This is a genomic window from Roseovarius sp. A-2 (genome assembly GCF_002072155.1).
Taxonomy (GTDB): domain Bacteria; phylum Pseudomonadota; class Alphaproteobacteria; order Rhodobacterales; family Rhodobacteraceae; genus Roseovarius.
Genome location: NZ_BDIY01000019.1, coordinates 1 through 21,059, shown reverse-complemented (window position 1 = coordinate 21,059; position 21,059 = coordinate 1). Strand labels below are relative to the sequence as shown.

Here is a 21,059-nt window from a genome sequence, read left to right as displayed (position 1 = left end):
TAGCAAGAGGTTCTGAAAATGACCAACCCGACACCTGAAACCCTTGAGAAGCTGGCCCATGTCAGCACTGCGACTTTGACAACCTCACTGTTTCGCCGTGGCTTTCGCAACGTCTTCATTCAGGGGCCACAACGAATGAATCCGGGGCCGAACATGGTCGGACCTGCCTATACTCTGCGCTACATTCCCGCGCGCGAGGACCTGGATGTTCTTGACTCCTTTGCCGACCGGGAAAATCCGCAGCGCAAAGGGGTCGAGGAATGTCCGGTAGGTGCCGTGTTCGTCATCGACTCGCGGCAGGATTCATCAGCGGCGTCTGCCGGGTGTATCCTTGCCACCCGTTTGCAGATGCGCGGATGCAACGGGATTGTGACAGATGGCGGTTTTCGCGACACACCCGAAATCTCTGCTCTCCAGATGCCCGCCTACCATACGCGCCCCAGTGCGCCGACCAATTTGACAAAGCACCATGCTGTCGCAAACAATGACCCTATCGCCTGTGGCGGGGTTTCGGTATTTCCGGGCGATATCATGGTGGGCGACAACGAAGGCGTGGTTTGCATCCCGCTGCATCTGGTGACAGAAGTAGCAGAAGAAACCGCAGAAATGACAGTATTTGAGGACTTCGTTTTGGAAATGGTGCAGAATGGGGAGTCGATCTTTGGCCTGTATCCGCCCACTGATCCAAAGTCGAAAGAAAAATTTAAGACATGGCGACAGCAAAACAACAGGTAGCAGGAGCGACGGCGGTCAGGTCTAATCCTGTAAGCACCGGAAAAGACCGGACGCTTTCTGATCAAGTCTACGAAAAAATCCTCGCGATGATCCTGAGCGGGGAAACGCCTGTGGGGGCCAAACTGCCGACCGAACATGCGATGAGCGAAATGCTCGAAGTGTCCCGGCCCGTCCTGCGGCAGGCGTTGAAACAACTGCGCGAGGACGGCGTGGTCGTATCGCGGCAGGGCTCGGGATCGTTTGTGAAGCGCCGCCCTGAAACGGCAGTTCTTGAATTCGCACCGGTGGGGTCCATCGCGGATATCCAGCGCACATTCGAGTTTCGCGCCGCCATCGAAGGCGAGGCGGCCTATCTGGCCGCCGCACGGCGCACCGACCGTGATCTGGCGCAGATGCGTGCACAACTCCAAAAGCTGGACCACTGCATCCGCGAGGGCGAACTGGGCGTGGACGCCGACGAAGCCTTTCACGAGGCGATCTCTGTGGCCTCGGGCAATCAGTATTTCACCGCGGCGCGGACGTCGATGAAGGCTAACATCCTGACCGGCCTCAACCTGACCCGGAACCTATCGTTGACCAAATCACAAGAGCGTATGGAACTTGTGCAACAGGAACATTTTCTAGTTCTGGACGCGCTTGAACGCGGCGATCAGGACGGGGCGCGCGTTGCGATGCGTCGCCATGTCGAAAACGCGAGAAAACGGGTGTTTCAGGGCTAGCCCGCGCCTGATCAGTTCAATGCAAGCCCTTGGGCTGTCATGAAGTCATCGCTGCGCGGTGCAAAGCTATCCAGCAGGCGTCCTTCTTGCAGGCAAACACAGGAATGTTCAGCAATGGACGGGATGATAATGGCATCCCCCGGGTTCAGAACCGTTGTTACCCCGGCGACATTCAACCGGAGCTGACCTGCTGAGACATAGGTTGTCTGGACATGGGGGTGGGAATGTGGAATGCCCTCGCCATCCCTTTCGCCGATCATCGACGCCTTGTCCTGATACAGAATGCGGCGTTGTGCGCCCGGCCCGGACGTCATCCAGTCCTGCGGCGTTTCAGAAGTATCGACCATCAGGAAAACCTTCCTTTGAGAAATCTCGATATTTGTAATAATTTGTTATTTTTCCGGTGACTTGTCAACCATTCCCAGTTGTTCTTGAAACGATGCAGAGGGGCGGAAAGCCCTGTGATATGGTTTATATTTGGAGACGTTGATTCTGGAAACAGGCCGTCGATGGCGTTCCATTGCGATTGAGCCGGGGCAAAAATTGCCGGATTATTTGTAATAATTTGTATTGTAGCGAGCGCGGCATTGGACTATGCCAGTGCGAGAAGTGATGTGAAGGCATCGGTGTTAAACACAGCGCTCAGGTGCCCGCCCGCCAGGGTCCGGCCAGAGGCAAAACTTTGGAGGAGAAATATATGAACCTTAAAGGAAAAACCGCAATCGTGACCGGCGGCGGGCGTGACATCGGACGCGCATGCGTGATGGAACTTGCGGCGCAGGGTGCCAATGTCGCCATCAACTATTTCGCAAGCTCTGCAGGGGCCGACAGCGCGGTTGCCGAAATCCAAGCCGCTGGTGGCAAGGCGTTTGCCCTGCAAGGCGACATGACTAAAGAAGCCGATGTAAAGGCGCTGGTCAGCAAGACGGTCGAGACATTCGGCGGAATAGATTCGCTGATCCATGTGACCGGCGGTATCCTTGCACGTGTCAAAATGGACGAAATGACAATGGATCACTGGCAGGCGGTGATGGATGTCAATCTGACCTCCTTTGTGCTGATGGTGCGTGATTGCCTGCCGCATATGACAGAAGGGTCATCCATTGTCGGGCTGGCGTCGCAAGCGGGTCGCGATGGCGGCGGGCCGGGTGCGTCCGCCTATGGCGCCTCCAAGGGGGCACTGATGACGTTGACGCGCGGTCTGGCCAAGGAACTGGGGCCAAAGATCCGCGTCAATTCGCTTTGCCCCGGCATGATCGACACCGATTTCCACAACATCTTTACCAAGCCCGAAGTACGCACCCATGTTGCGAATGTCACACCGCTCAAGCGGGAAGGCACATCCGAAGACGTGGCCAAGCTGGCTGTGTTCCTTGCATCCGATGATGCCGCGTTCATCACCGGTACAAATGTGGATATCAACGGCGGCACGCTGTTTTCCTGACCAAAAACAGATAGCGTCAGCGATCTAGTCGCTGACGCAGAACGGTCTTGTCCCGACCCTGAAGAAACTTCGAGCCGATGGTGAGAGCGGAACGACGGCAGGCTGGCATGAAGAAAAGATACGGGTTGCAGATTGCATCGAGACGAAGCGCTGCAATTCACCCGGCGATCGTAAGACCTGCATTACCCGCTCTGGTTTTCGGAAAGGCAAATGGCTGTTCTCTGCGCGGTTATTGAACCTCTTGTAGCTGATCTTTTTTGTCTGCATCGACACCGCCTACGCCCGGATCAATGAACCAGCAACCTCAGGCCCGTTGACGTGACAACACCTTTGCGCCTGTTGATATCAGCAGCAATCGGGGGCATGAATGTCGTGAAGGTGCTCAAGGACGTGTGCATCATTCTGGTGCCAATGTTGTTGATCTTTTTTCCCGAGATCGCGCTTTGGTTGCCCCGGGCGCTAATGCTGATGACGTTTCAGTGACTGCGGCCTGGTTTGAGGGGATAGGACCATGAAACAAACGTGGCGTTGGTTTGGTCCGGATGATCCGGTCACTTTGAACAACATTCGGCAGGCCGGGGCGACCGGCGTGGTCACGGCCCTGCACGAATACGCCCCCGGCGCGATCTGGTCGCGCGCGGACATAGACACCCGCAAAGCCCTGATAGAGGCCGGCGGGCTGACATGGGATGTGTGCGAGTCGATCTTGATGCCGGATGCGATCAAGCTGAACGGCCGCGCGGCGCAGGCGGAAATCGCGGCGTGGATTGACACGATGCGCCATCTCGCCGGCGCAGGGGTGAAAACGATCTGCTACAACTTCATGCCGCTGCTGGATTGGACCCGCACCGATCTGGCGTTTGATCTGCCCGGACAAGGGCAGGCCCTGCGCTTTGATATGGTTGATTTCGTGGTCTACGATGTGCACATTCTGGCCCGCGAAAATGCGGCGGCGGATCATGCGTCTGATTTGCTGACAGCGGCGCAGACCAGATGGCGCCAGATGTCCCCGGACGCGCAGGCGGCACTTGAGCGTAACATCATCGCGGGCCTGCCCGGCAGTGCAAAAGGCTTTGCGCGCGCCGATCTGGCCGCCGGGATCGACGACTTCTCATCGCTGTCCCACAGCGATTTACAAGCAAACCTCGCATCATTTCTTGAGGCTGTGGTTCCCGAAGCCGAGGCATTGGGCGTCCGTCTGGCCATCCACCCCGATGATCCTCCGTTTCCATTATTTGGCTTGCCACGCTGCGTCTCTACCGCTGATGATCTGGCGTTTCTGCTTGCTGCCCAGCCCAGCCCGGCAAATGGTCTGACGTTTTGCACAGGCTCGCTGGGGGCGCGGGCCGACAACGATTTGCCCGCGATGGCGCACAGGTTTGCGGGACAGATCCATTTTGCGCATCTGCGCAATGTTCAACGTGAGGCGGACGGCAGTTTCTTTGAGGCAGCGGTTCTGGATGGCAGCGCCGAGATGCTTGGCGTGCTTGCAGCCCTTTGGCAGGCTGAACGGGCAGATCCCGCCCGCAACATTCCCATGCGCCCTGACCACGGCCACCTTCTGGCATTCGAGCGGGACCAGAAAACCAATCCCGGCTATTCGTATCTTGGCCGCCTGAAAGGGCTGGCTGAACTCAGAGGCGCGTGGGCTGCGTTTTCTGCAGTCGCCGATCATCCCCTTACCGCACCTGACAGGAACCCGTTGCAATGACTTCCATTCTCGGCATTGGCGAATGCATGATCGAACTGTCCTCCGAGGGGCGGGATCTGTGGCGGCAGAAATTCTCGGGCGATGTTTTCAATTCCTTGTGGTACGCGCGGGCACATTCCCTCAACGACACGGAAATCGGGTTTCATACCGCTGTCGGCACCGATCCGATGTCAGATCAATTGCTGTCGTTTGTGCAATCCTGCGGGATCAGATGTGACGACACACCGCGCATCGCAGATCGCCGTCCGGGGCTTTATACGATCCACCTGCACGGGGCAGAGCGCAGCTTTACCTATTGGCGCGACACGTCCGCCGCGCGGATGATGGTGCGTCAGCCCGGTTCGCTTTGGCGCAAGGTTGCGGCGGCGGATGTTATCTATTTTTCGGGCATCACGCTGGCGATCCTGCCGCAGGAGGACCTGGAAGACCTGCTAGTCGGGTTAGAGCAGCATAAGAAGGACGGCGCGGTTCTGGCCTTTGACCCCAACATCCGCCCCCATCTGTGGCAGGATAAAAACCGGATGCTGGATGTCATAACACGTGCTGCAACGCAAAGCGATCTTGTCCTGCCAAGTTTCGATGACGAGGCGACAGCTTTTGGAGACGCCACGCCTGAAATCAGTGCAAGGCGGTATGCCAATCTGGGTGTGGATCATGTCGTGGTCAAGAATGGCGCATCCGACACGATCCATCTTCAGGCAGGCCAGATGACGGCGTTTCCGGTTGCACCGGTTGAGGGGGTCGTGGACACAACCGCCGCCGGAGATTCCTTTAACGGCGCTTACATCGCGTCGCTCCTGCGGGGGCTGTCGATCAAGGATGCGATCCGCACTGCACAGAATTGCGCAGGTCAGGTGATCCGGCACAAAGGGGCAATTGTCCCTTTAAAAGAGCTTGCTCCCGACGCCTAGATCCTAGCGATAGATCAGGGTAGGCAGCCACATCGTGATGCTGGGAATGAACGTGACCAGCAACAGGACAATCACCAGCGGGATCAGGAACGGCACCGTGCCGACAACGCATTGTTCAAACGAAACCTTCGCAACCCGCGAAAGCACATAAAGCACCATGCCCACCGGCGGCGTCAAAAGCCCCAGCATCAGGTTCAGCACCATGATGACGCCAAAATGAACGGGGTCGATGCCCAGCGTCACTGCGATGGGCAGCATGACCGGCACCAGGATCGTGATCGCGGCCACCGTTTCCATGAAACACCCGACAGCCAGCAGAATCAGGTTCATCACGATCAGGATAACCCACGGCTTGTCGGACACAGCCAGCAACCCGGCGGCGAATTGTTCGGGCACGCGGTTGCTGGTCAGTATCCAGGCAAAGATTGCCGCCGCGCCGACAACCAATAGAACCACGGCAGTCGTTTCGATGGTGTCGAAACTGACCCGCAGGAACCGGGGGATCGTCAGGGTGCGATAGACTACCATTCCAAGGAATAGGGCCCAGGCACAGGCCGCCACCGCTGCCTCGGTCGGGGTGAAGGCACCCGAAAGGATACCGCCCACAATGATGACAGGGGTCAGCAACGACAGGAATGCGCGCCGAAACGTGGAAAACAGGACCGGCCAGTAGAAGGCCTGATCCCGTCCAAAGCCACGGGTGCGGGCCATGATCGCAATCATGATCATCAGCGACACCGCCATCAGCAATCCGGGGATGAACCCGGCCACGAACAACTGCCCGATGCTGGTGCCCGCAACGACACCGTAGATGACCATCGGCAGCGAGGGCGGAATGATCGGCCCGATGGTCGAGGACGCGGCGGTAATGCCCACCGCGAACTTGGGGTCATACCCGGCATCGCGCATCGCCTTGATTTCTATCGCGCCAAGGCCGCCAGCATCCGCCACCGCCGCACCTGACATGCCGGCAAAGATTACGCTGGCGCCGACGTTCACATGGCCCAACCCGCCGCGCATCCAGCCGACCATTGCAAGGGCAAAATTAAATATCCGCTCGGTGATACCGGCAGTGTTCATCAGGTTGCCCGCCAGAATGAAGAACGGAACCGCCAACAGTGGAAAGCTGTCGACCCCGTTGATCATCCGGTGTGCGACGACCATCGTGGGCGGCATCCCGTTGGCAAAAATGAAGATTGCAGAAGCACCTGCCAGGGCGACAGCGACGGGCACCCCGAACACGAGCATGCCAAACAGCATCGCAAAAAGCCAAATGATGTCCAAAAGTGCGCTCCTAGTCGATTGCGCGGACCTGATCCGCATATTTCTCGGGGTCGATCAGTTTTGACGTGCCGTCCCGCAGGTGGGTCCACATGTTCCAGGCGGAATAGAGCGCCATACAAACAAAGGCCGCAGCGACGACCCAGTAGACGGAAGATTTCGGCAATTCGATAGAGACCATCAACTGCCGGGTGCGACCAGCAATTTGCCCGCTGAGGATTGCCAGCACGACAAAGAACCCGGTGGTGATCGCGTCGATCAGGAATTGCGCAATCTTCCGGCCCGTACGGGGCACCCAACGATAGATGAACTCCACCGCGATGTGGCTTTGCTTGCGCGTGGCCATGACCGATCCGATGAAGGTCACGCCGATCAGAAGAAACCGCGCGATTTCTTCGGTCCAGGCGACTGAATCGTTGAGGATATACCGCGTGAAGAACTGCAGGAACACGATTCCCGCCAACACCCAGAACAGGATCAGCACAAGGCCGTCATCCCATTGCTGATCGGACAGATCTATCTTTTCTTCGTCTAGCTTGATCGGCGCAGTGAGAGGGGCATCATCGGAGGGCGTTTTCATCGCGAAATCCTTTGATAGATGGACAGGGCGCGCTCTGCGCCCTGTCACAAAGTGCAAGGATTGGAAGGGTTACTCGATGGCTTGCAGGCGGTCATAAGTCGCCTGATCCCATGTTGCCGCCGGGCCGTTATGCAGCTTTTTTACCGCTTCGATGAACGGGGCACGGTCGACCTCGTTCACCTGTAGACCTTCGCCACGGAACCATTCGGCCAATTCGCCCTCGGCCTTGATGATGGCGTTGGTGGCACAGACAGCGGTTTCCTTTGTCACGTCGCTCAGGGCCGCGCGATCGGCATCGTCCATGGCGTCCCACGCAGGGCCACCCACGATGGTCAGTAGTGCGTCGGTGATGTGGCCGGTCAGGTTGATGTTTTCCTGGACTTCATAGAACTTCTTGGCCTGGATCGTGGGCAGGGGGTTTTCCTGCGCATCCACGGTGCCTTGCTGCAACGCCAGATAGACTTCGGCAAAGGCGATGGGTGCCGGGTTCGCGCTAACGGCCTCGGGGAACATCATGTAAAGCGGGGCGTTCGGCACCCGGATTTTCATGCCGTTCATGTCTTCCGGCTTCAGAACCGGCTTGTTCGATGTCACATGGCGCGCGCCATAATAGGTCATCGCGGTGATGTGGTTGTTTGTGGCATCGGTGTAGCCTTGGGCCAATTCCTTGAACAGATCCGAGTTGCGATAGTGATCCCAGTGCTCATAGTCACGGAACATGAACGGCGCGCCGCCGATGGCGATGGGTCCAAACGACCGGCCGGCAAACAATTGTCCGGTGTAGATGATATCGACCGTGCCAAAGCCGAGTCCCTCGTTGATGTCGACCTCTTTACCCAGCGAGGATGCCGGGAACACTTCAATGCCATAGCGGTTGTCGGTCGCGCTCATCAGCAGGTCGTTCGCGGCTACGGCGCAGGTGTGGTAAGGTTCGCTCGTTTCATAGACGTGGGCCCATTTCAATTTGGTTTCGGCGGCGGCCAGGCTGGGCAAAAGCCCCAGCGCGGCAACAGCGGAAGCGGCAAGCGCAATTGTATTAGTGGATTTCATGTCATTCCTCCCTGAAGTGACGCGGCTTTGCCGAAGGGACTACCGCGTTCGTCTGTTAGACTTTACGTTTACGCGAGGTAAATCAAGCCACAGAGCAAGAATTGACACTTTTTGTAAAAATTTGTCAAGATTGTTCTTACGAGTGCCTTTCACATGACGGCCCCGATCTGCCACGGCACGAATTCGTAATCTCCCAACCCCAGCGCCTCGAACTTGCCGGCCTCTTCGGATGCCTCCCTCAGAAACATCTCGTAAATCTCGCGGCCCTTCTCAGCGTCGCTGGCGCCGATACCAAGGATGGTGCCGGCATCCACGTCGATATCCTCGGCCATGCGGGTTGCCATTTCGGTGTTGGTGGCCACCTTGATTGTAGGGCTGGGTTTGGACTCAAAAGCAGAGCCGCGTCCGGTGGTATAGCACACCAGGGGTGTTGTCACATTAACGGGGCTGAGGTTGCTGGTTCATTGATCTGGGCGTAGGCGCTGTCGATGCAGACACAAAAAGTCAGCTACAAGGGGCTCAATAACCGGGCCGAGAACCGCCATTTGCCCTTCAGGAAACGAGAGCGGGTAATGCAGGGCTTCCGATCACTGGGTAGATTGCAGCGCTTCGTCTCGATGCAATCTGTAATCCGTAATTCCTTTTCCGTCCTCGCCTGCCGTCGTTCCGCTCTCACCATCCGCTACCATCGGCTCGAAGCATTCGACGCCTGGAAATCCGCGGCACATGCCGCTTGATCAACGACCGGCATGCCAAATTGCAGACTGGACGAGTTAATGTGTCAATAGCTCTTCGACAGCTCGTGCAGCGTCAGCTCTTCTCGGGTCGCTTCAAGCGCGACCTTCGCCTTGAACTCAGGCATATGCGTCTTTCTCTTTGTCATTTCGGAGCGTCTCTCTCGTCATGCGATCCACCATAACGACGGGCCTGAATTTCTGCGACCACCCCTCGTTTGGATGGGTCTGCTCTACGGCGTGACAAACCGCCGATGAAGGCCTCTCAATGCGATATCCACCGTAACCGCATAGACCACATGCGCCACGAGGGAGAGCCAGCTATAGGCGATAAAGCCAAGAAAGATCGGCCGCCCAGCAAGCGGTGCCAGAATAGCCTGAGCAACCAACCACAGCAACACGCCCCATGCGATGCTCGCCCCTATTCCGCCATACCATCCAAGCAGGTTACGCAAGGCAACAAAGCTCAGCGGCATGACGACCACGCCTAAAATCAAATGCAGGCTCACCGCCAACGGCGTTCCAAGGGATACCCCTAAAAGGTTCTGACCAAGAGCCTCAAGAAGCAAATGCGGTCGCATCGGCATGCCGACGATCGACGGGGCGATGAACCACGCGAGAAATTCAAGCACGACCTCTCCGATAACCCCCGCATAGAGGATGAGCAAAAGGGTGTCGCTGTGCCGGGTCGGGCTTGGGGCGGATGATACCGCCATGGCGTCATCGGTTTGCATTTGGTCTTCCTGTATCCAAAAGGTAAGTGATCGGGTTATGGTGGCGCTACTGCGCGGAGACGGCTCTCTCAAGGGCCTGTAACGGCTCGGCTCCATGGCCGTGCCCGCCGACGATATTGGCAACATCGAGGTTCAGAAAGCGGATCGCGGCAAGTAATTCACCAGCCCAAAGCGGGTGTTGGGTATCGCGCCCCGGCGAGAACAGGTCACTGTTGAACAGTAAGCGCTCGGAAGGCAGATACACGACAAGCATGTCGTTGGCATGGGAGTTTGGCACCGTGTATAATGCCACATCTCGCCCAGATCCGGCCAGCGTCGCATGTTCTGTCACAGCCGTGATTTCAGCGGAGACACCAAGCGTTCTTTTCACAACATCGTCAAAGAGGTCTCTGGTGCCGGCGGGTACGACCAATTCAGCGCCCGCAGAGATATAGGGCTGAAGACCACCAACATGGTCATTGTGGTGATGGGTCAGGACGAGCTGCGTAACCGGCTTACCGGGCCACCGCTCTTTGAGGGCGCGCAAGACGGCTCTTGAGCGGCGATCATAAAGCGGTGCGTCGACGATGATCAATCCGGCAGAGCCTTCAATCACGAGATTATGGTGACTGCTCCCGGTGATCTGAAAAACGCCATTGCCGACCTCGAGAAACCCGACATCTGAAGATTGATCCTCATCCGCCGGGGCCGCCATGCCCGCCCGGCGCAGAAACCAATGTGACATGTCCCAACCCCAGTCATACAGGTCACCCGTGTCATCGGGCGCACCCTGCCCTTCGGGAATGGAAAACCGGCCCGCAAGGTTAGTTTGCGAGTAGCTGATATCGTCCCGGATCTCGCGGCGCACCAATGCGCCATCGACATGTTTGGCAATCCGGAACGGCGTTTTGATCCCTGCGACGGCCCGCCAATCATCATAGCTCGCGGTAACTTTCACCTGACCGAGAAGCGGATCTGTTTCCGTCACGGTAATCCGGCGGGGTAGCATCGTTGCGTGATCCAGATCGACAGTCCAGACGGTGCCCGCATCGGGCAATTTCAGAGCCAGCCGATATTGATCCGCGCCGGTTGATCCTGCCCTCTCGGAAACCGCCTCGGCATAGGCCACAAGGAATTGCGGGTTGAGCAGCCAGATATCCTTTTGCGTGGCTCCGATACGCGCAGGCGCCAGTATCCCGCCCGTACTGGGGCGAAAACCGTCCCTGCCGTTTCGATATCCCCTTGTACCGTCAAAGATTTCGACAAAATCCCAATGTCCGGGAAAGGGAAATGCTGTCTGCAGGCCGACCTCACGGTGAAATTCGCCCGATGCGGGCTGCCAGGTGACTTGAGTTGTATCATCGGATGTGTGGATGGGTGTTTCGCTCACGACATTCTCGAAGGGCTCGAAATTTGAACCACTTCCTTTGATTTCCACGGCCTTGACCGCTGTAAGCGCAGGAAGACCGCCCAAAGCTTGCAAGGTCTGATCGCGAACAGACCGGCCTTCTGCGCTCGCACTGGATACGGAGAAAAACAGCGCCACCACCAGAAAAGGCCCTATCGAAAATGCGTGCGGCACATGGTCGATGACAGATCGAATGTAGTGTCCGGTCTCTGACCCTGATGGGTCTGCTTCGACATTCTTGGCGCGCGCAAAAAGCCGTCTTACACCCATCACATTATCTCCACTTCACAGACAACATTTCAAAGGCGAGCGAGACCACATTCAGGGTAAAGTGTCACCTAACAAGGCATCACGAAAACTTGACCGAAGCCGACGCGTTAGAAACGTCTTGATCTACTGGCGTGCTTGAACTCATCGGACCACCGTTACGCCACTCAATCCCAGGTACGCCACAACCAATCGCCGCCCCTTTCGGCATCGGCAAAGCATAGACGCTTGTAAGACCGCATGCCTATCTCCAGCGGCGCGCGCATGACGGTTCAGCCTGCATTCTGATCGCATGGCGGCAAGCGCTGTCTATTTGCGGTGGAGAAAGGCATGACAAAAGAACAATCGACGATCCATGCCGGGATCGGCGTTTCGAAGGACAAGCTGGCAGTTGCAATTACCGGTGGTGGGGTGCGTGATGAGGTTCTCAGCTTATACCAACGGCCCTATAAATTGACCGTTTTTGAATATTCGAAGTCACTGATCCCCTCTCCAATTTGGCTATCCTATACCATCGTCCCGCGTAATTTGTTGCTTTTTCAGGCAAACCAAGCGGTGACCACGCGCAGACCTTGAAAAGCCTGAACGAACAGTTTGACCGCTTGGTATGACGATGGCTATGTTTGCCTGAAACACGGGGGGCGCATGACGAATTTCTGCAATCATTTACACGCCTGCAGGGTGACGATATGAAACGTTTCTGGGCCGATCACAGCCAGCGTGAATTTGCGGCGCTCGACCACGAACGCTTGATCGCGGTTCTGCCTATCGGGGCGATTGAACAGCACGGGCCGCATCTGCCGATGTCCGTTGACAGTTGCACCGTGACAGGCGTGGCGCACCGATTGGCCGATGCTCTGCCCGATGAAAGCCCGGTGATTTTTCTACCCACACAGGCCATTTGCAAAAGTGACGAACATATCGACTTTCCGGGCACCCTCACGCTGACGGCGGAAACGCTGATCCGCATTCTGAGCGAAATCGGCGCTAGCGTGGCGCGGGCGGGTGTGCGCAAGTTGGTACTGCTGAACGGGCATGGCGGCAACATTCCGGTAATGGACATAGCCGCGCGGCAATTGCGTATCTCTCACGATATGCTGGTGTTTTCGGTGAACTGGTTCGGATTTGGCATGCCGGACGGGGTGTATTCTGAAACCGAACGCACCCACGGCATTCACGCAGGCGATATGGAAACATCTGTGATGCTGGCGTTGGATGGGGACAATGTGGACATGACCCAAGCCCGCAATTTCCGGTCGCGCGGGCAGGATTTGTTCGAGGGAACCACTCATCTGGGCCTAAGCCGTGCGGGCAAGCCTGCGTGGAAGACCCAGGATCTTAGCCCCTCGGGTGCCTGCGGCGAGGCGCATCTGGCCACTGCCGAAAAGGGCGAAGCCACGCTGGATCACGCGGTTGCGCGTCTGGCCGAGGCGATGGCCGAAATTGACGCGATGCCAGCCGACTGGCTGCACAGCAAACCGGAGGTCTGAGCAATGACACCCATCCCAGCCCCCGAAGGCGACACGCCGCTGATCGACATGCGCAATGTCGACAAACGGTTCGGCAATGGCACCGTCGCCGTGCGAGATATGTCACTGACGATCCGGCAAGGCGAATTTGTCAGCTTCCTCGGCCCGTCGGGGTGTGGAAAAAGCACGGCATTGAAAATGATCTCGGGGCTGTTGTCGGTCTCGGCAGGCACAATCACCGTTAACGGACACCGTCCGGGCGAAAGCACAACAGGCAGCGACATCGGCTTTGTCTTTCAGGAGGCAACGTTGATGCCATGGGCCACGGTCTTTGAAAACGTCAATCTACCGCTGAAACTGCAAGGCGTCAGCAAGGCCGAAGCCCGCACCCGTGTCGAAGAGGCGTTGTCGATGGTGGGGCTGGCAAACTTTGCCAAATCATACCCGCGCGAACTGTCGGGCGGCATGAAGATGCGCGTCTCCATCGCCCGCGCTATGGTGACAAAACCCAAGCTGCTGCTGATGGACGAACCCTTTGCCGCGCTGGACGAGATGTCGCGCACCAAGCTGAATGACGAGGTTCTGTCCCTGTGGAAATCGCTGGGTCTGACGGTGATCTTTGTGACCCACTCAGTGTTTGAATCCGTGTATTTGTCCAGCCGCGTCACTGTCATGGCCGCCCGTCCGGGACGTGTGGTGCATGATATAGCGCTCAGCGGGAGATATCCACGCAACGCGGCCTACCGCATGTCACCGGAATACGCAGAAAGCTGCCGCAGTGTCAGCACAGCACTGGAAGGGACCATGGACCATGTCGACCTTAACCACTGAATCCCCCGCCGCACAGCTGGACCCGCGCATTATTCGCGAACGCCGTGAACAGCGATTGCGCTACATCCTGCCCCTTGCTGCGATCACCTTTGCGCTGGGGGTGTGGGAATTTCTGGTCTGGTACAATGACGTGCCGCACTACCTGATCCCCGCCCCCAGCCTGATTGCCAAAACATTGGTGACAGACGGGGCCAGCCTGATGCAAAGCGCGATGTTTACCGTCAAGCTGACGCTGATGGCCTTGGCTCTGGCAATTGTCGGCGGTGTGGTCTTGGGCATGTTGTTCGCCCTGTCGCGCCCGATTGAAATGAGCCTGTTTCCCTTTGCCGTAATCCTTCAGGTCACGCCGGTGGTGGCCATTGCGCCGCTGATCCTGATCTATGTCAGCAATACGTTCGCCGCCCTGCTGATCTGTGCGTGGATCGTGGCGTTTTTCCCGATCCTGTCGAACACGGCCATCGGGTTGCGCAGTGCCGACCATAACCTGCGCGATATGTTTCGCTTGTATCAGGCAACGCCATGGCAGCGTCTGCGCTATCTGCTGATCCCGACGGCATTGCCCTATTTCATGGCCGCCCTGAAAATTGCGGGCGGGCTGGCGTTGATTGGCGCGGTGGTGGCCGAGTTTGTGGCAGGCACCGCGGGACAGAACACCGGCCTTGCGTCGCGTATCCTTGAGTCCAGCTTTCGTAACGAGATTCCCCGCATGTTTGCCGCATTGTTTCTGGTGTCGGTCCTGGGCGTTAGTATTTTCCTGAGCACCGCGTGGCTGTCCCGCGCCGTTCTTGGCCACTGGCACGAGAGCGAGATAAAGCGCGAGGGCTAATTTTGATGACCGACAAGCGTGCAAGGTTGCAAGGCATCACTCTGGCCGGACAAAGCGGCTTTTGGGATCTAGAGCAGGAGGCGGGGCGCATTACGGCGCTGCGTCCTACGCCCACGGGCGGCGGCGGATACGTGATGCCGCTGTTGGCGGATGTGCACACCCATCTGGACAAAACCATGACAGCGCCGCGCATGCCGCATCGGGCGCAATCGCTGTTTGATGCGATTGAGATTATGGGGCAGGACGCGACCCGCTGGACCGACGAGGATCTACGCAACCGCGCGACAGAGGGACTGGCCAAGGCCTATCACCACGGCACAGCTCTGATGCGCAGCCACGTGGATTGGTCCCACGCCGATGCACCGCGCAGCTGGCACGTTCTGAACGAACTGGCGCAGGATTGGCGTGGGCGGGTCGATCTGCAACTGTCGTCGCTGACGGCTCTGGATGATCTGGCCCGGATAGGGGCTGACATCGCACCGGCCTTACGTCGTGACGGTGGCATTCTGGGGGCCTTTGTCTATCGCAACGATGATCTGGCAACGCATCTCAAGACCGTTTTTGATCTGGCCGAGACCCACGACCTGCATCTTGACTTTCACGTCGATGAAGGTCTGGACACAGAGGCGCAAGGCATCGACGCGATCATCGACGAGACCGCACGGCGCGGCATGGCGAGTCGTGTGCTTTGCGGACACGGCTGTGCGCTGTCCGTGCGCGACCCTGCCGAGGTTGAAACCCTGCTGGGTCGCGCCGCCGAAGCGGGCATCGGCCTGACCGTCCTGCCCGGTGCCAACAGCTATCTTCAGGATGCAGGTCCAGGCCGCACCCCCCGTCTGCGGGGTCTTGCGCCCTTACGAGAGGCCGCCGCCGCTGGCGTTCCGGTCATGCTCGGGTCGGACAATGTGCGCGATGGGTTCTTTCCTTATGGCGACTACGACCTGATCGACGTTTTGAGAATGGGCGTGCTGATGGGTCATCTGCCACCCGAAGACTGGCTGGACGGGATCAGCGCACGGCCCGCCGCATGGATGGGCCACGACCTGAGCCTTCGCTCTGGCGGTCCTGCCGATTTCATCCACTTTGACGCAACCGACCTGAACGATGTGATCAGCCGCCCCTCTGCTGTGCGGCGTGTCTGGCGTGACGGTGCGGTTTTGTCCCCTTTTCATGGAGACCTTTGATGTCCCGCACTTCCGATCTGAATAACTTTAAGTCCGCACTTGGTGGCATTCGCTTTCACGATGGCCAAAAACATCTGGAAGCACGCTCGCACGACTATTTCTGGTACAGCCCGATCCTGAACGACCAACTCACCGACAAACTGGGAGAGCTGCTGGTCGTCCCGCAATCGGTCGAGGAAGTGATAAAGGTGGCAGGGCTGATCGCCAAATACAAACTGCCCCTGACTTTGCGCGGTGGCGGAACTGGAAACTATGGCCAGTGCGTACCGATGGAGGGCGGGGTGATCATGGATTTAACCCGTCTGGATAAGGTGCTGGAGATCACCCAAGGCCATGTGCGCACACAGGCTGGCGCGCGGATTTCGCGGCTGGACGATGCAGCGCACGAAACCGGACAAGAGTTGCTGATGTACCCGTCAACCCGCCAGATGGCGACGATTGGCGGATTTCTGGCAGGTGGGTCGGGCGGCATCGGATCGCTGCGTCACGGGATGCTGCGCGATCCGGGAAATGTCAGCTATGTCAAAGTGATCACCGTTGAGAAAGAGCCACAGGTGATCGAACTGCACGGCGACGACATCCAGAAGGTGCAGCACGCCTATGGCACCAATGGGATCGTGGTGGAAATGGGTCTGGCCCTGACGCCCAAGACCGATTGGATTCACACCGCCGCCCTGTTTGACGGTTATGACCGCGCTCTGAACTTTGCGACACTGGCGCAAAAAGGCGGGATGGATTGCTATTTGCTGACAGCGGTAGAGCGGCGCTTTGCCCCCTATTACACCAAATTCGGAGATTTGTTCCCAGCTGATCGCGACGCTATTTTTGCGATGGTGGCACCGGATGAAATGGACCGTTTCACAGCCGAGGCCGAAGCGCAGGGCGGGCATGTGTCCTTTGCCATGACCAAGGAAAAGGTCCGCGAAGCGGGCCTGCAACCAGCCTATGAATGCGGCTGGAACCATACCACTTTGCAGGCGCTCAAGGTTGATCCGGGCTGGACCTATCTGCAGGTTGCCTATCCGCGTCCCTTCGACGTTGATCTGGTGATGCGACAGATGGCACGCCACGGCGACGAGATGTTCTGGCACCACGAAATGGCGCGACAGGACGGCGACATCCAGATTTTTGCCCTGCCTCTGGTCCGCTATCGCGGCAAGGAAGAGATGTACCGCCTGATTGCCGAACTGGAACAGACGGACGGATGCACAATTTTCGATCCCCATGTCGTCACCATCGAAGATGGCGGCATGAAAGAAATCGACACCACACAGATCGATTTCAAAAAACGGGCAGACCCATATGGCCTGATGAACCCCGGAAAAACACGCGGCTGGACCGATGATATGGCGCGCCGTGATGACCAACACCGACAAGGAGAAACAGCATGAAGAAGACAGTTACAGCATTCGCCGCCGCCTGCGCACTGCTTTCTGCCACGGTCACATGGGCCAACGATAAGGTCGTGATGGGCACCAACTGGCTGGCCCAAGGCGGGCACGGCGGGTTCTATCAGGCGCTGGCCGACGGCACCTATGAAAAATACGGGTTAGACGTTGAAATCAGCCCCGGCGGTCCGCAGGTCAACAACCGTCCGATGCTCTCGGCGGGGCGGTTGGACTTTCTGATGGCAGGCAACCTGTTGCTGTCCTTTGACAACGTGCGCAACGGTATTCCGACCACCGTCGTCGCTGCGTTTTATCAAAAAGACCCCCAAGCGTTGATGACACACAAAGGGCAATACTCCGATTTCGCCGCCCTGTCGGATGCGCCCACGGTGCTGGTATCAAAAGACGGGCAGTTCAGCTTTTGGGAATGGATGGTGCAGGCCCTAGGCTTTAAAAACGAACAATTGCGTCCCTACGGCTATAATCTTGCCCAGTTTCTGGCCGACGAAAGATTGGTTCAACAGGCCTATGGCACTGCGGAACCCATTTATGCCCGCGCTCAAGGTGCCGACGTTGATGTGTTCCTGTTGGCCGATAACGGCTGGAACACCTATGCTGCTACGCTTGAAACCCGTCAGGAACTGATCGACGAGAACCCCACATTGGTCCAGCGATTCGTGGATGCCACAATTGAGGGCTGGGTGAACTTTCTCTATGGCGATCACACGCCCGCGTACGATGCGATCATGGCGGCCAACCCCGAGATGACAGTCGAAAAACTGGACAAGGAAGTGGCCCAACTAAAGGCGCTTGAGATCATCGACAGCGGCGATGCGCTGGAACACGGGATCGGTGCAATGTCGCAAGAGCGGATCAAGGCGTTTCACGATCTGGCCGTGTCCAGCGGCATTATCGAAGAGGGCGCTGTTGATCTGTCCAAAGTGGCCACCAGCCAGTTCGTCAACAAGGGGCACGGGCTGGACATTAAGGCCGCGCTGAAAAGCAACTGATTGGAACATGGCGGCGGCGTGGGTCAACTGCGCGCCACCCTTTCCCGGCTAGTGCGCGGTAAAGCTTGTGCTATATCTGCCATTTCAGGCTTCCCTGTGATCACCCAAGGACCGTCCATGACCACTGCAAAGATACGCCGCAGCGCCATTCAAGAAGCGATCCGCGATGCGGCCATCCGCGAATTCGCGCGCAACGGTCTGGCGGGTACATCGACACAAGCGATTGCGAAATCGGCAGGCATATCCAAGGCGCAATTGCACTATTACATCACTTCGAAAGAAGACCTGTATCAGGACGTTCTGGGCTATATCGTGTCGCACTGGCGCGAGCTATTTTCGCTCTCTTCTTCGTTGGAAAACCCCGCCGAAGCAATCACCCATTACATCAGGCGTAAAATCGAACACGCGTTGGAGCACCCTGATGTATCCAGATTTTTTGCTAATGAAATGGCGCGCGGCGCACCTGAGATGAGCGACCATTGGGCCCCGCTGAGCGCGTCTGTCGAAGATGCCAACAACACCATTCGCGGATGGATCGACGCGGGCAAGATCGCACCCGTCGATCCGCTGCTGTTCCAGATTAATATGTGGGCCGTCACCCAGCACTATGCCGAATACGAAGCACAGGTGCGTATGTTGATGGAAGCACCGGACGGCCAGCCAATGGATGCGGACCGCATCGCTGCCGAAGCGACCGCGCTATTCTTGCGCCGCTGCGGTATGGACGAAAAAGGTCGCCGCATATGAAGGGGCTGACACCCGATAGCCTGCCCGCCCCCTTCGGTGCCTATGAACACGGCGTTCAGGCGGGGCAATTGATCGTCACCTCGGGCCAGTTGGCGATGTCGCCCGATGGCCGGATTCCGGCGGATGTTCGCGAACAGGCCGAGATGTGTTTTGAGAACATCCGTGTCATTCTGGCCGAAGCGGGTGCGGATTTTTCCCATGTGATGCGCTTTACCGGCTATGTCACCCGCCGCGAGGATTTCGCGCCTTATATGGCGGTACGCGATGCCTTGGTGCGCGCACACGCGGTGAAACCTGCATCGACGTTGCTGATCGTCACAGGCTTTACCAAACCCGAATTTCTGGTCGAGGTCGAAGCTTTGGCGATGGTCCCCGCCGCACGCTGATCCTAATCGAGCCGCGCCGGTCCCGCCTTCACCCGCCGCAAAGGGATCGAGCTTTTGATAGACGCGACGCCTGGTGTTTTGAAAAACGGTCCGACCAGAAACCGTTCCAATGCGTTTGTCACGATAACTCGCCGAGTTTGCAATTTGGCATGCCGGTCGTTGATCAAGCGGCATGTCCCGCGAATTTCAACGCCTCGGAAGCTTTGAGCCGATGGTAGCGGATGGTGAGAGCGGAACGACGGCAGGCTGGTACGGAGAAGGAATTACGGGTTGCATCGAGACGAAGCGTTGTAAACTACCCGGCGATCAGAACCCTTGCATTACCCGCTCTCGTTTTCGGAAAGGCAAATGACTGTTCTCTGCTCGATTATTGAGCCCCTTGTAGCTGATCTTTTGTGGCTGCATCGACACCGCCTTCGCCCGGATCAATGAACCAGAAACCGCAGACCCGTTAACGTGACAACACCTCGGTCTTTGCTCTAGTCGTGCGGGCCTGTCGCGGAACAATGTTTAGTGCGTAGCTGCGACTCCGCTTACCTCAACCCGGATCGAACTGCTAAACGTATAAGTAAGTCAAATTCTTAATATACCTCAATGCGGTTTGCCTGATCTGCATTAATCGGCGAGAACGAAGGAACCTTTCTTTCCGCAAGGTTACGAGAATGAAAGGTTACGCAATCTGGGAGGAAGAATTTTGAGAGTGAATTCTATAGTTATGGCGATGACAATCGCTGCCATATCCGCTGCCGGTAGTGCCATGGCGCAGGAAAAGACGTTCAAGCTAGCCCACGTCTTTAGTACTGACCATCCGGTGCATCTAGGAGTGATGAAAGCCGATGAGCTTCTGCGGGAGAAGTCTGACGGACGCTTTGCGCTGCAGGTCTTTCCGTCAGGCACCTTTGCGAGCTACCGTGACGCGATTACCGCTGTTCAGTTGGGAACGCTTGACATGGCGCCTCTGGACACAGCCATCGACTGCCTGCCCGCATCGGGCGTGATGCTGTCACCCTATACATTCCGGGACTACGATCATTGGCGTGCGTTCAAGGCGAGTGACGTATATACTTCACTGCTGGGAGATATTAGCGACGCTTGCGAAGTCGAACAGCTGAGTCTGTATACCTTCGGTTTCCGTCATATCACTACAGGCGACACCCCTGCGACAACGCTTGAGGATTTTAGCAAACTCAAGCTCCGTGTCGTTAATTTTGCGCCCTACCCCGAAGCGGCCACTGTGCTGGGAGCTACTGGCACTCCGTTGCCCGTCGCGGATGTCTATCTCGCGCTGTCAAACGGTGTGGTAGATGCGCAAGAAAATCCTTTCACCCAGATTAGCGCTATGAAGCTTTTCGAGGTGCAGGATTATCTTGTCCTCACCGGGCATATGCTTGCTAGTTCCGGGCTGACGATGTCGCAGCCCGCGTGGAACGGTCTTTCGGATGAAGATCAGGGCATGTTCCGCGAAGTCTTTACGGAAGCTGCAGAATATGTGGACGGCATCGTTATCGATGGCGAGGCAGATTGAAGTGGTCCCACCTTTTCGGACATGTTTGCAGCTTTTCTAAGGTGTATCGGGTTTAGGTTTCATGCTGCTTCTTGTTGTTCCAAGCCTACCCAATATGCGTCGTCAGGCGTCTGCCGATCAAGGGCGGAATGGGGCCTTTT

Annotated in this window: 21 protein-coding genes and 4 pseudogenes; 16 read left to right on the top strand and 9 right to left on the bottom strand. The window is 57.4% G+C overall.

Annotation, left to right across the window (positions count from 1 at the left end; genetic code table 11):
- Positions 1 to 18: 18 nt before the first annotated feature.
- On the top strand, positions 19 to 735 hold the full coding sequence (locus tag BHD06_RS17150) for a ribonuclease activity regulator RraA (protein ID WP_080458205.1): 717 nt from the start codon (positions 19 to 21) through the stop codon (positions 733 to 735).
- A complete protein-coding gene (locus BHD06_RS17145; RefSeq protein ID WP_080458204.1) occupies positions 711 to 1,454 on the top strand; it encodes a FadR/GntR family transcriptional regulator in 744 nt (247 codons plus the stop codon). The genes BHD06_RS17150 and BHD06_RS17145 overlap by 25 nt, the downstream gene beginning before the upstream one ends.
- An 11-nt stretch (positions 1,455 to 1,465) precedes the next feature.
- Here BHD06_RS17145 and BHD06_RS17140 read toward each other — a convergent pair whose 3' ends face one another.
- A complete protein-coding gene (locus tag BHD06_RS17140; protein WP_080458203.1) occupies positions 1,466 to 1,801 on the bottom strand; it encodes a cupin domain-containing protein in 336 nt (111 codons plus the stop codon).
- Between the two features lie 350 nt (positions 1,802 to 2,151).
- On the opposite strand from BHD06_RS17140, the gene BHD06_RS17135 reads away from it, so the two are divergent.
- Positions 2,152 to 2,898: an SDR family NAD(P)-dependent oxidoreductase gene (locus BHD06_RS17135; RefSeq protein ID WP_080458202.1), complete on the top strand. Its 747-nt coding sequence runs from the start codon at positions 2,152 to 2,154 to the stop codon at positions 2,896 to 2,898.
- A gap of 16 nt (positions 2,899 to 2,914) precedes the next feature.
- Here the strand turns inward: BHD06_RS17135 and BHD06_RS24415 are convergent.
- Positions 2,915 to 3,147, bottom strand: a pseudogene (locus BHD06_RS24415) (hypothetical protein); the annotation flags it as partial.
- 262 nt (positions 3,148 to 3,409) lie between these two features.
- On the opposite strand from BHD06_RS24415, the gene uxuA reads away from it, so the two are divergent.
- Positions 3,410 to 4,609, top strand: coding sequence for a mannonate dehydratase (gene uxuA, locus BHD06_RS17125; protein ID WP_080458201.1), 1,200 nt, complete (start codon positions 3,410 to 3,412; stop codon positions 4,607 to 4,609).
- Entirely contained in the window at positions 4,606 to 5,520 is a 915-nt protein-coding gene (locus tag BHD06_RS17120; RefSeq protein WP_080458200.1) for a sugar kinase, read from the top strand. The genes uxuA and BHD06_RS17120 overlap by 4 nt, the downstream gene beginning before the upstream one ends.
- A gap of 3 nt (positions 5,521 to 5,523) precedes the next feature.
- Here the strand turns inward: BHD06_RS17120 and BHD06_RS17115 are convergent, their stop codons facing one another.
- From BHD06_RS17115 to BHD06_RS17100, 4 genes and pseudogenes are all read right to left on the bottom strand, one after another.
- Entirely contained in the window at positions 5,524 to 6,804 is a 1,281-nt protein-coding gene (locus tag BHD06_RS17115) for a TRAP transporter large permease (RefSeq protein ID WP_217805686.1), read from the bottom strand.
- A gap of 10 nt (positions 6,805 to 6,814) precedes the next feature.
- Complete coding sequence (locus tag BHD06_RS17110) at positions 6,815 to 7,381, bottom strand: TRAP transporter small permease (protein WP_080458198.1); 567 nt, start codon at positions 7,379 to 7,381, stop codon at positions 6,815 to 6,817.
- Between the two features lie 69 nt (positions 7,382 to 7,450).
- On the bottom strand, positions 7,451 to 8,431 hold the full coding sequence (locus BHD06_RS17105; protein ID WP_080458197.1) for a sialic acid TRAP transporter substrate-binding protein SiaP: 981 nt from the start codon (positions 8,429 to 8,431) through the stop codon (positions 7,451 to 7,453).
- Between the two features lie 149 nt (positions 8,432 to 8,580).
- A pseudogene (locus BHD06_RS17100) lies at positions 8,581 to 8,856 on the bottom strand (altronate dehydratase); the annotation flags it as partial.
- Positions 8,857 to 8,937: 81 nt separating this feature from the next.
- Here BHD06_RS17100 and BHD06_RS17095 point away from each other — a divergent pair.
- Positions 8,938 to 9,168, top strand: a pseudogene (locus BHD06_RS17095) (DDE-type integrase/transposase/recombinase); the annotation flags it as partial.
- Between the two features lie 230 nt (positions 9,169 to 9,398).
- Here the strand turns inward: BHD06_RS17095 and BHD06_RS17090 are convergent.
- Both BHD06_RS17090 and BHD06_RS17085 read right to left on the bottom strand, forming a co-directional pair.
- Entirely contained in the window at positions 9,399 to 9,899 is a 501-nt protein-coding gene (locus tag BHD06_RS17090) for a hypothetical protein (RefSeq protein WP_080458196.1), read from the bottom strand.
- Positions 9,900 to 9,945: 46 nt separating this feature from the next.
- Complete coding sequence (locus BHD06_RS17085) at positions 9,946 to 11,556, bottom strand: MBL fold metallo-hydrolase (protein ID WP_080458195.1); 1,611 nt, start codon at positions 11,554 to 11,556, stop codon at positions 9,946 to 9,948.
- Between the two features lie 327 nt (positions 11,557 to 11,883).
- Here BHD06_RS17085 and BHD06_RS17080 point away from each other — a divergent pair, with 327 nt between their 5' ends.
- The 9 genes from BHD06_RS17080 (at position 11,884) to BHD06_RS17040 (ending at position 19,394) form a co-directional block, all read left to right on the top strand.
- On the top strand, positions 11,884 to 12,129 hold the full coding sequence (locus BHD06_RS17080) for a hypothetical protein (RefSeq protein ID WP_080458194.1): 246 nt from the start codon (positions 11,884 to 11,886) through the stop codon (positions 12,127 to 12,129).
- 113 nt (positions 12,130 to 12,242) lie between these two features.
- Positions 12,243 to 13,043 (top strand): creatininase family protein, encoded by an 801-nt coding sequence (locus tag BHD06_RS17075; RefSeq protein WP_080458268.1) that lies wholly within the window; start codon positions 12,243 to 12,245, stop codon positions 13,041 to 13,043.
- 3 nt (positions 13,044 to 13,046) lie between these two features.
- A complete protein-coding gene (locus BHD06_RS17070) occupies positions 13,047 to 13,853 on the top strand; it encodes an ABC transporter ATP-binding protein (protein ID WP_080458193.1) in 807 nt (268 codons plus the stop codon).
- Positions 13,834 to 14,679, top strand: a complete 846-nt coding sequence (locus BHD06_RS17065) for an ABC transporter permease (RefSeq protein WP_080458192.1) — start codon at positions 13,834 to 13,836, stop codon at positions 14,677 to 14,679. The genes BHD06_RS17070 and BHD06_RS17065 overlap by 20 nt, the downstream gene beginning before the upstream one ends.
- Positions 14,680 to 14,684: 5 nt before the next feature.
- Positions 14,685 to 15,863 carry an amidohydrolase family protein gene (locus BHD06_RS17060; protein WP_080458191.1) on the top strand — a complete coding sequence of 393 codons (1,179 nt, stop codon included), beginning with the start codon at positions 14,685 to 14,687 and terminating at the stop codon, positions 15,861 to 15,863.
- Positions 15,863 to 17,254 (top strand): FAD-binding oxidoreductase, encoded by a 1,392-nt coding sequence (locus tag BHD06_RS17055; protein ID WP_080458190.1) that lies wholly within the window; start codon positions 15,863 to 15,865, stop codon positions 17,252 to 17,254. The genes BHD06_RS17060 and BHD06_RS17055 overlap by 1 nt, the downstream gene beginning before the upstream one ends.
- Positions 17,251 to 18,261, top strand: coding sequence for an ABC transporter substrate-binding protein (locus tag BHD06_RS17050; RefSeq protein WP_080458189.1), 1,011 nt, complete (start codon positions 17,251 to 17,253; stop codon positions 18,259 to 18,261). Before BHD06_RS17055 ends, BHD06_RS17050 begins: the two co-directional genes overlap by 4 nt.
- A 117-nt stretch (positions 18,262 to 18,378) precedes the next feature.
- Positions 18,379 to 19,008, top strand: coding sequence for a TetR family transcriptional regulator C-terminal domain-containing protein (locus tag BHD06_RS17045; RefSeq protein WP_080458188.1), 630 nt, complete (start codon positions 18,379 to 18,381; stop codon positions 19,006 to 19,008).
- Entirely contained in the window at positions 19,005 to 19,394 is a 390-nt protein-coding gene (locus tag BHD06_RS17040; protein ID WP_080458187.1) for a RidA family protein, read from the top strand. Before BHD06_RS17045 ends, BHD06_RS17040 begins: the two co-directional genes overlap by 4 nt.
- Positions 19,395 to 19,557: 163 nt before the next feature.
- Here the strand turns inward: BHD06_RS17040 and BHD06_RS24810 are convergent.
- A pseudogene (locus BHD06_RS24810) lies at positions 19,558 to 19,781 on the bottom strand (IS6 family transposase); the annotation flags it as partial.
- Between the two features lie 328 nt (positions 19,782 to 20,109).
- Between BHD06_RS24810 and BHD06_RS17030 the strand changes: the two are divergent.
- Positions 20,110 to 20,919, top strand: coding sequence for a TRAP transporter substrate-binding protein (locus BHD06_RS17030; protein WP_080458186.1), 810 nt, complete (start codon positions 20,110 to 20,112; stop codon positions 20,917 to 20,919).
- Positions 20,920 to 21,059 lie beyond the last annotated feature (140 nt).

Excerpts from the sequence above, each read along its gene's own strand:
- BHD06_RS17075 (WP_080458268.1), top strand. The coding sequence starts at position 12,243 with ATGAAACGTTTCTGGGCCGATCACAGCCAGCGTGAATTTGCGGCGCTC.
- BHD06_RS17105 (WP_080458197.1), bottom strand. The coding sequence starts at position 8,431 with ATGAAATCCACTAATACAATTGCGCTTGCCGCTTCCGCTGTTGCCGCG.
- BHD06_RS17045 (WP_080458188.1), top strand. The coding sequence starts at position 18,379 with ATGACCACTGCAAAGATACGCCGCAGCGCCATTCAAGAAGCGATCCGC.
- BHD06_RS17145 (WP_080458204.1), top strand. The coding sequence starts at position 711 with ATGGCGACAGCAAAACAACAGGTAGCAGGAGCGACGGCGGTCAGGTCT.
- BHD06_RS17030 (WP_080458186.1), top strand. The coding sequence starts at position 20,110 with ATGGCGATGACAATCGCTGCCATATCCGCTGCCGGTAGTGCCATGGCG.
- BHD06_RS17080 (WP_080458194.1), top strand. The coding sequence starts at position 11,884 with ATGACAAAAGAACAATCGACGATCCATGCCGGGATCGGCGTTTCGAAG.
- BHD06_RS17090 (WP_080458196.1), bottom strand. The coding sequence starts at position 9,899 with ATGCAAACCGATGACGCCATGGCGGTATCATCCGCCCCAAGCCCGACC.
- BHD06_RS17150 (WP_080458205.1), top strand. The coding sequence starts at position 19 with ATGACCAACCCGACACCTGAAACCCTTGAGAAGCTGGCCCATGTCAGC.
- BHD06_RS17050 (WP_080458189.1), top strand. The coding sequence starts at position 17,251 with ATGAAGAAGACAGTTACAGCATTCGCCGCCGCCTGCGCACTGCTTTCT.
- BHD06_RS17110 (WP_080458198.1), bottom strand. The coding sequence starts at position 7,381 with ATGAAAACGCCCTCCGATGATGCCCCTCTCACTGCGCCGATCAAGCTA.
- BHD06_RS17040 (WP_080458187.1), top strand. The coding sequence starts at position 19,005 with ATGAAGGGGCTGACACCCGATAGCCTGCCCGCCCCCTTCGGTGCCTAT.
- BHD06_RS17120 (WP_080458200.1), top strand. The coding sequence starts at position 4,606 with ATGACTTCCATTCTCGGCATTGGCGAATGCATGATCGAACTGTCCTCC.
- uxuA (WP_080458201.1), top strand. The coding sequence starts at position 3,410 with ATGAAACAAACGTGGCGTTGGTTTGGTCCGGATGATCCGGTCACTTTG.
- BHD06_RS17055 (WP_080458190.1), top strand. The coding sequence starts at position 15,863 with ATGTCCCGCACTTCCGATCTGAATAACTTTAAGTCCGCACTTGGTGGC.
- BHD06_RS17140 (WP_080458203.1), bottom strand. The coding sequence starts at position 1,801 with ATGGTCGATACTTCTGAAACGCCGCAGGACTGGATGACGTCCGGGCCG.
- BHD06_RS17060 (WP_080458191.1), top strand. The coding sequence starts at position 14,685 with ATGACCGACAAGCGTGCAAGGTTGCAAGGCATCACTCTGGCCGGACAA.
- BHD06_RS17085 (WP_080458195.1), bottom strand. The coding sequence starts at position 11,556 with ATGGGTGTAAGACGGCTTTTTGCGCGCGCCAAGAATGTCGAAGCAGAC.
- BHD06_RS17070 (WP_080458193.1), top strand. The coding sequence starts at position 13,047 with ATGACACCCATCCCAGCCCCCGAAGGCGACACGCCGCTGATCGACATG.
- BHD06_RS17065 (WP_080458192.1), top strand. The coding sequence starts at position 13,834 with ATGTCGACCTTAACCACTGAATCCCCCGCCGCACAGCTGGACCCGCGC.
- BHD06_RS17135 (WP_080458202.1), top strand. The coding sequence starts at position 2,152 with ATGAACCTTAAAGGAAAAACCGCAATCGTGACCGGCGGCGGGCGTGAC.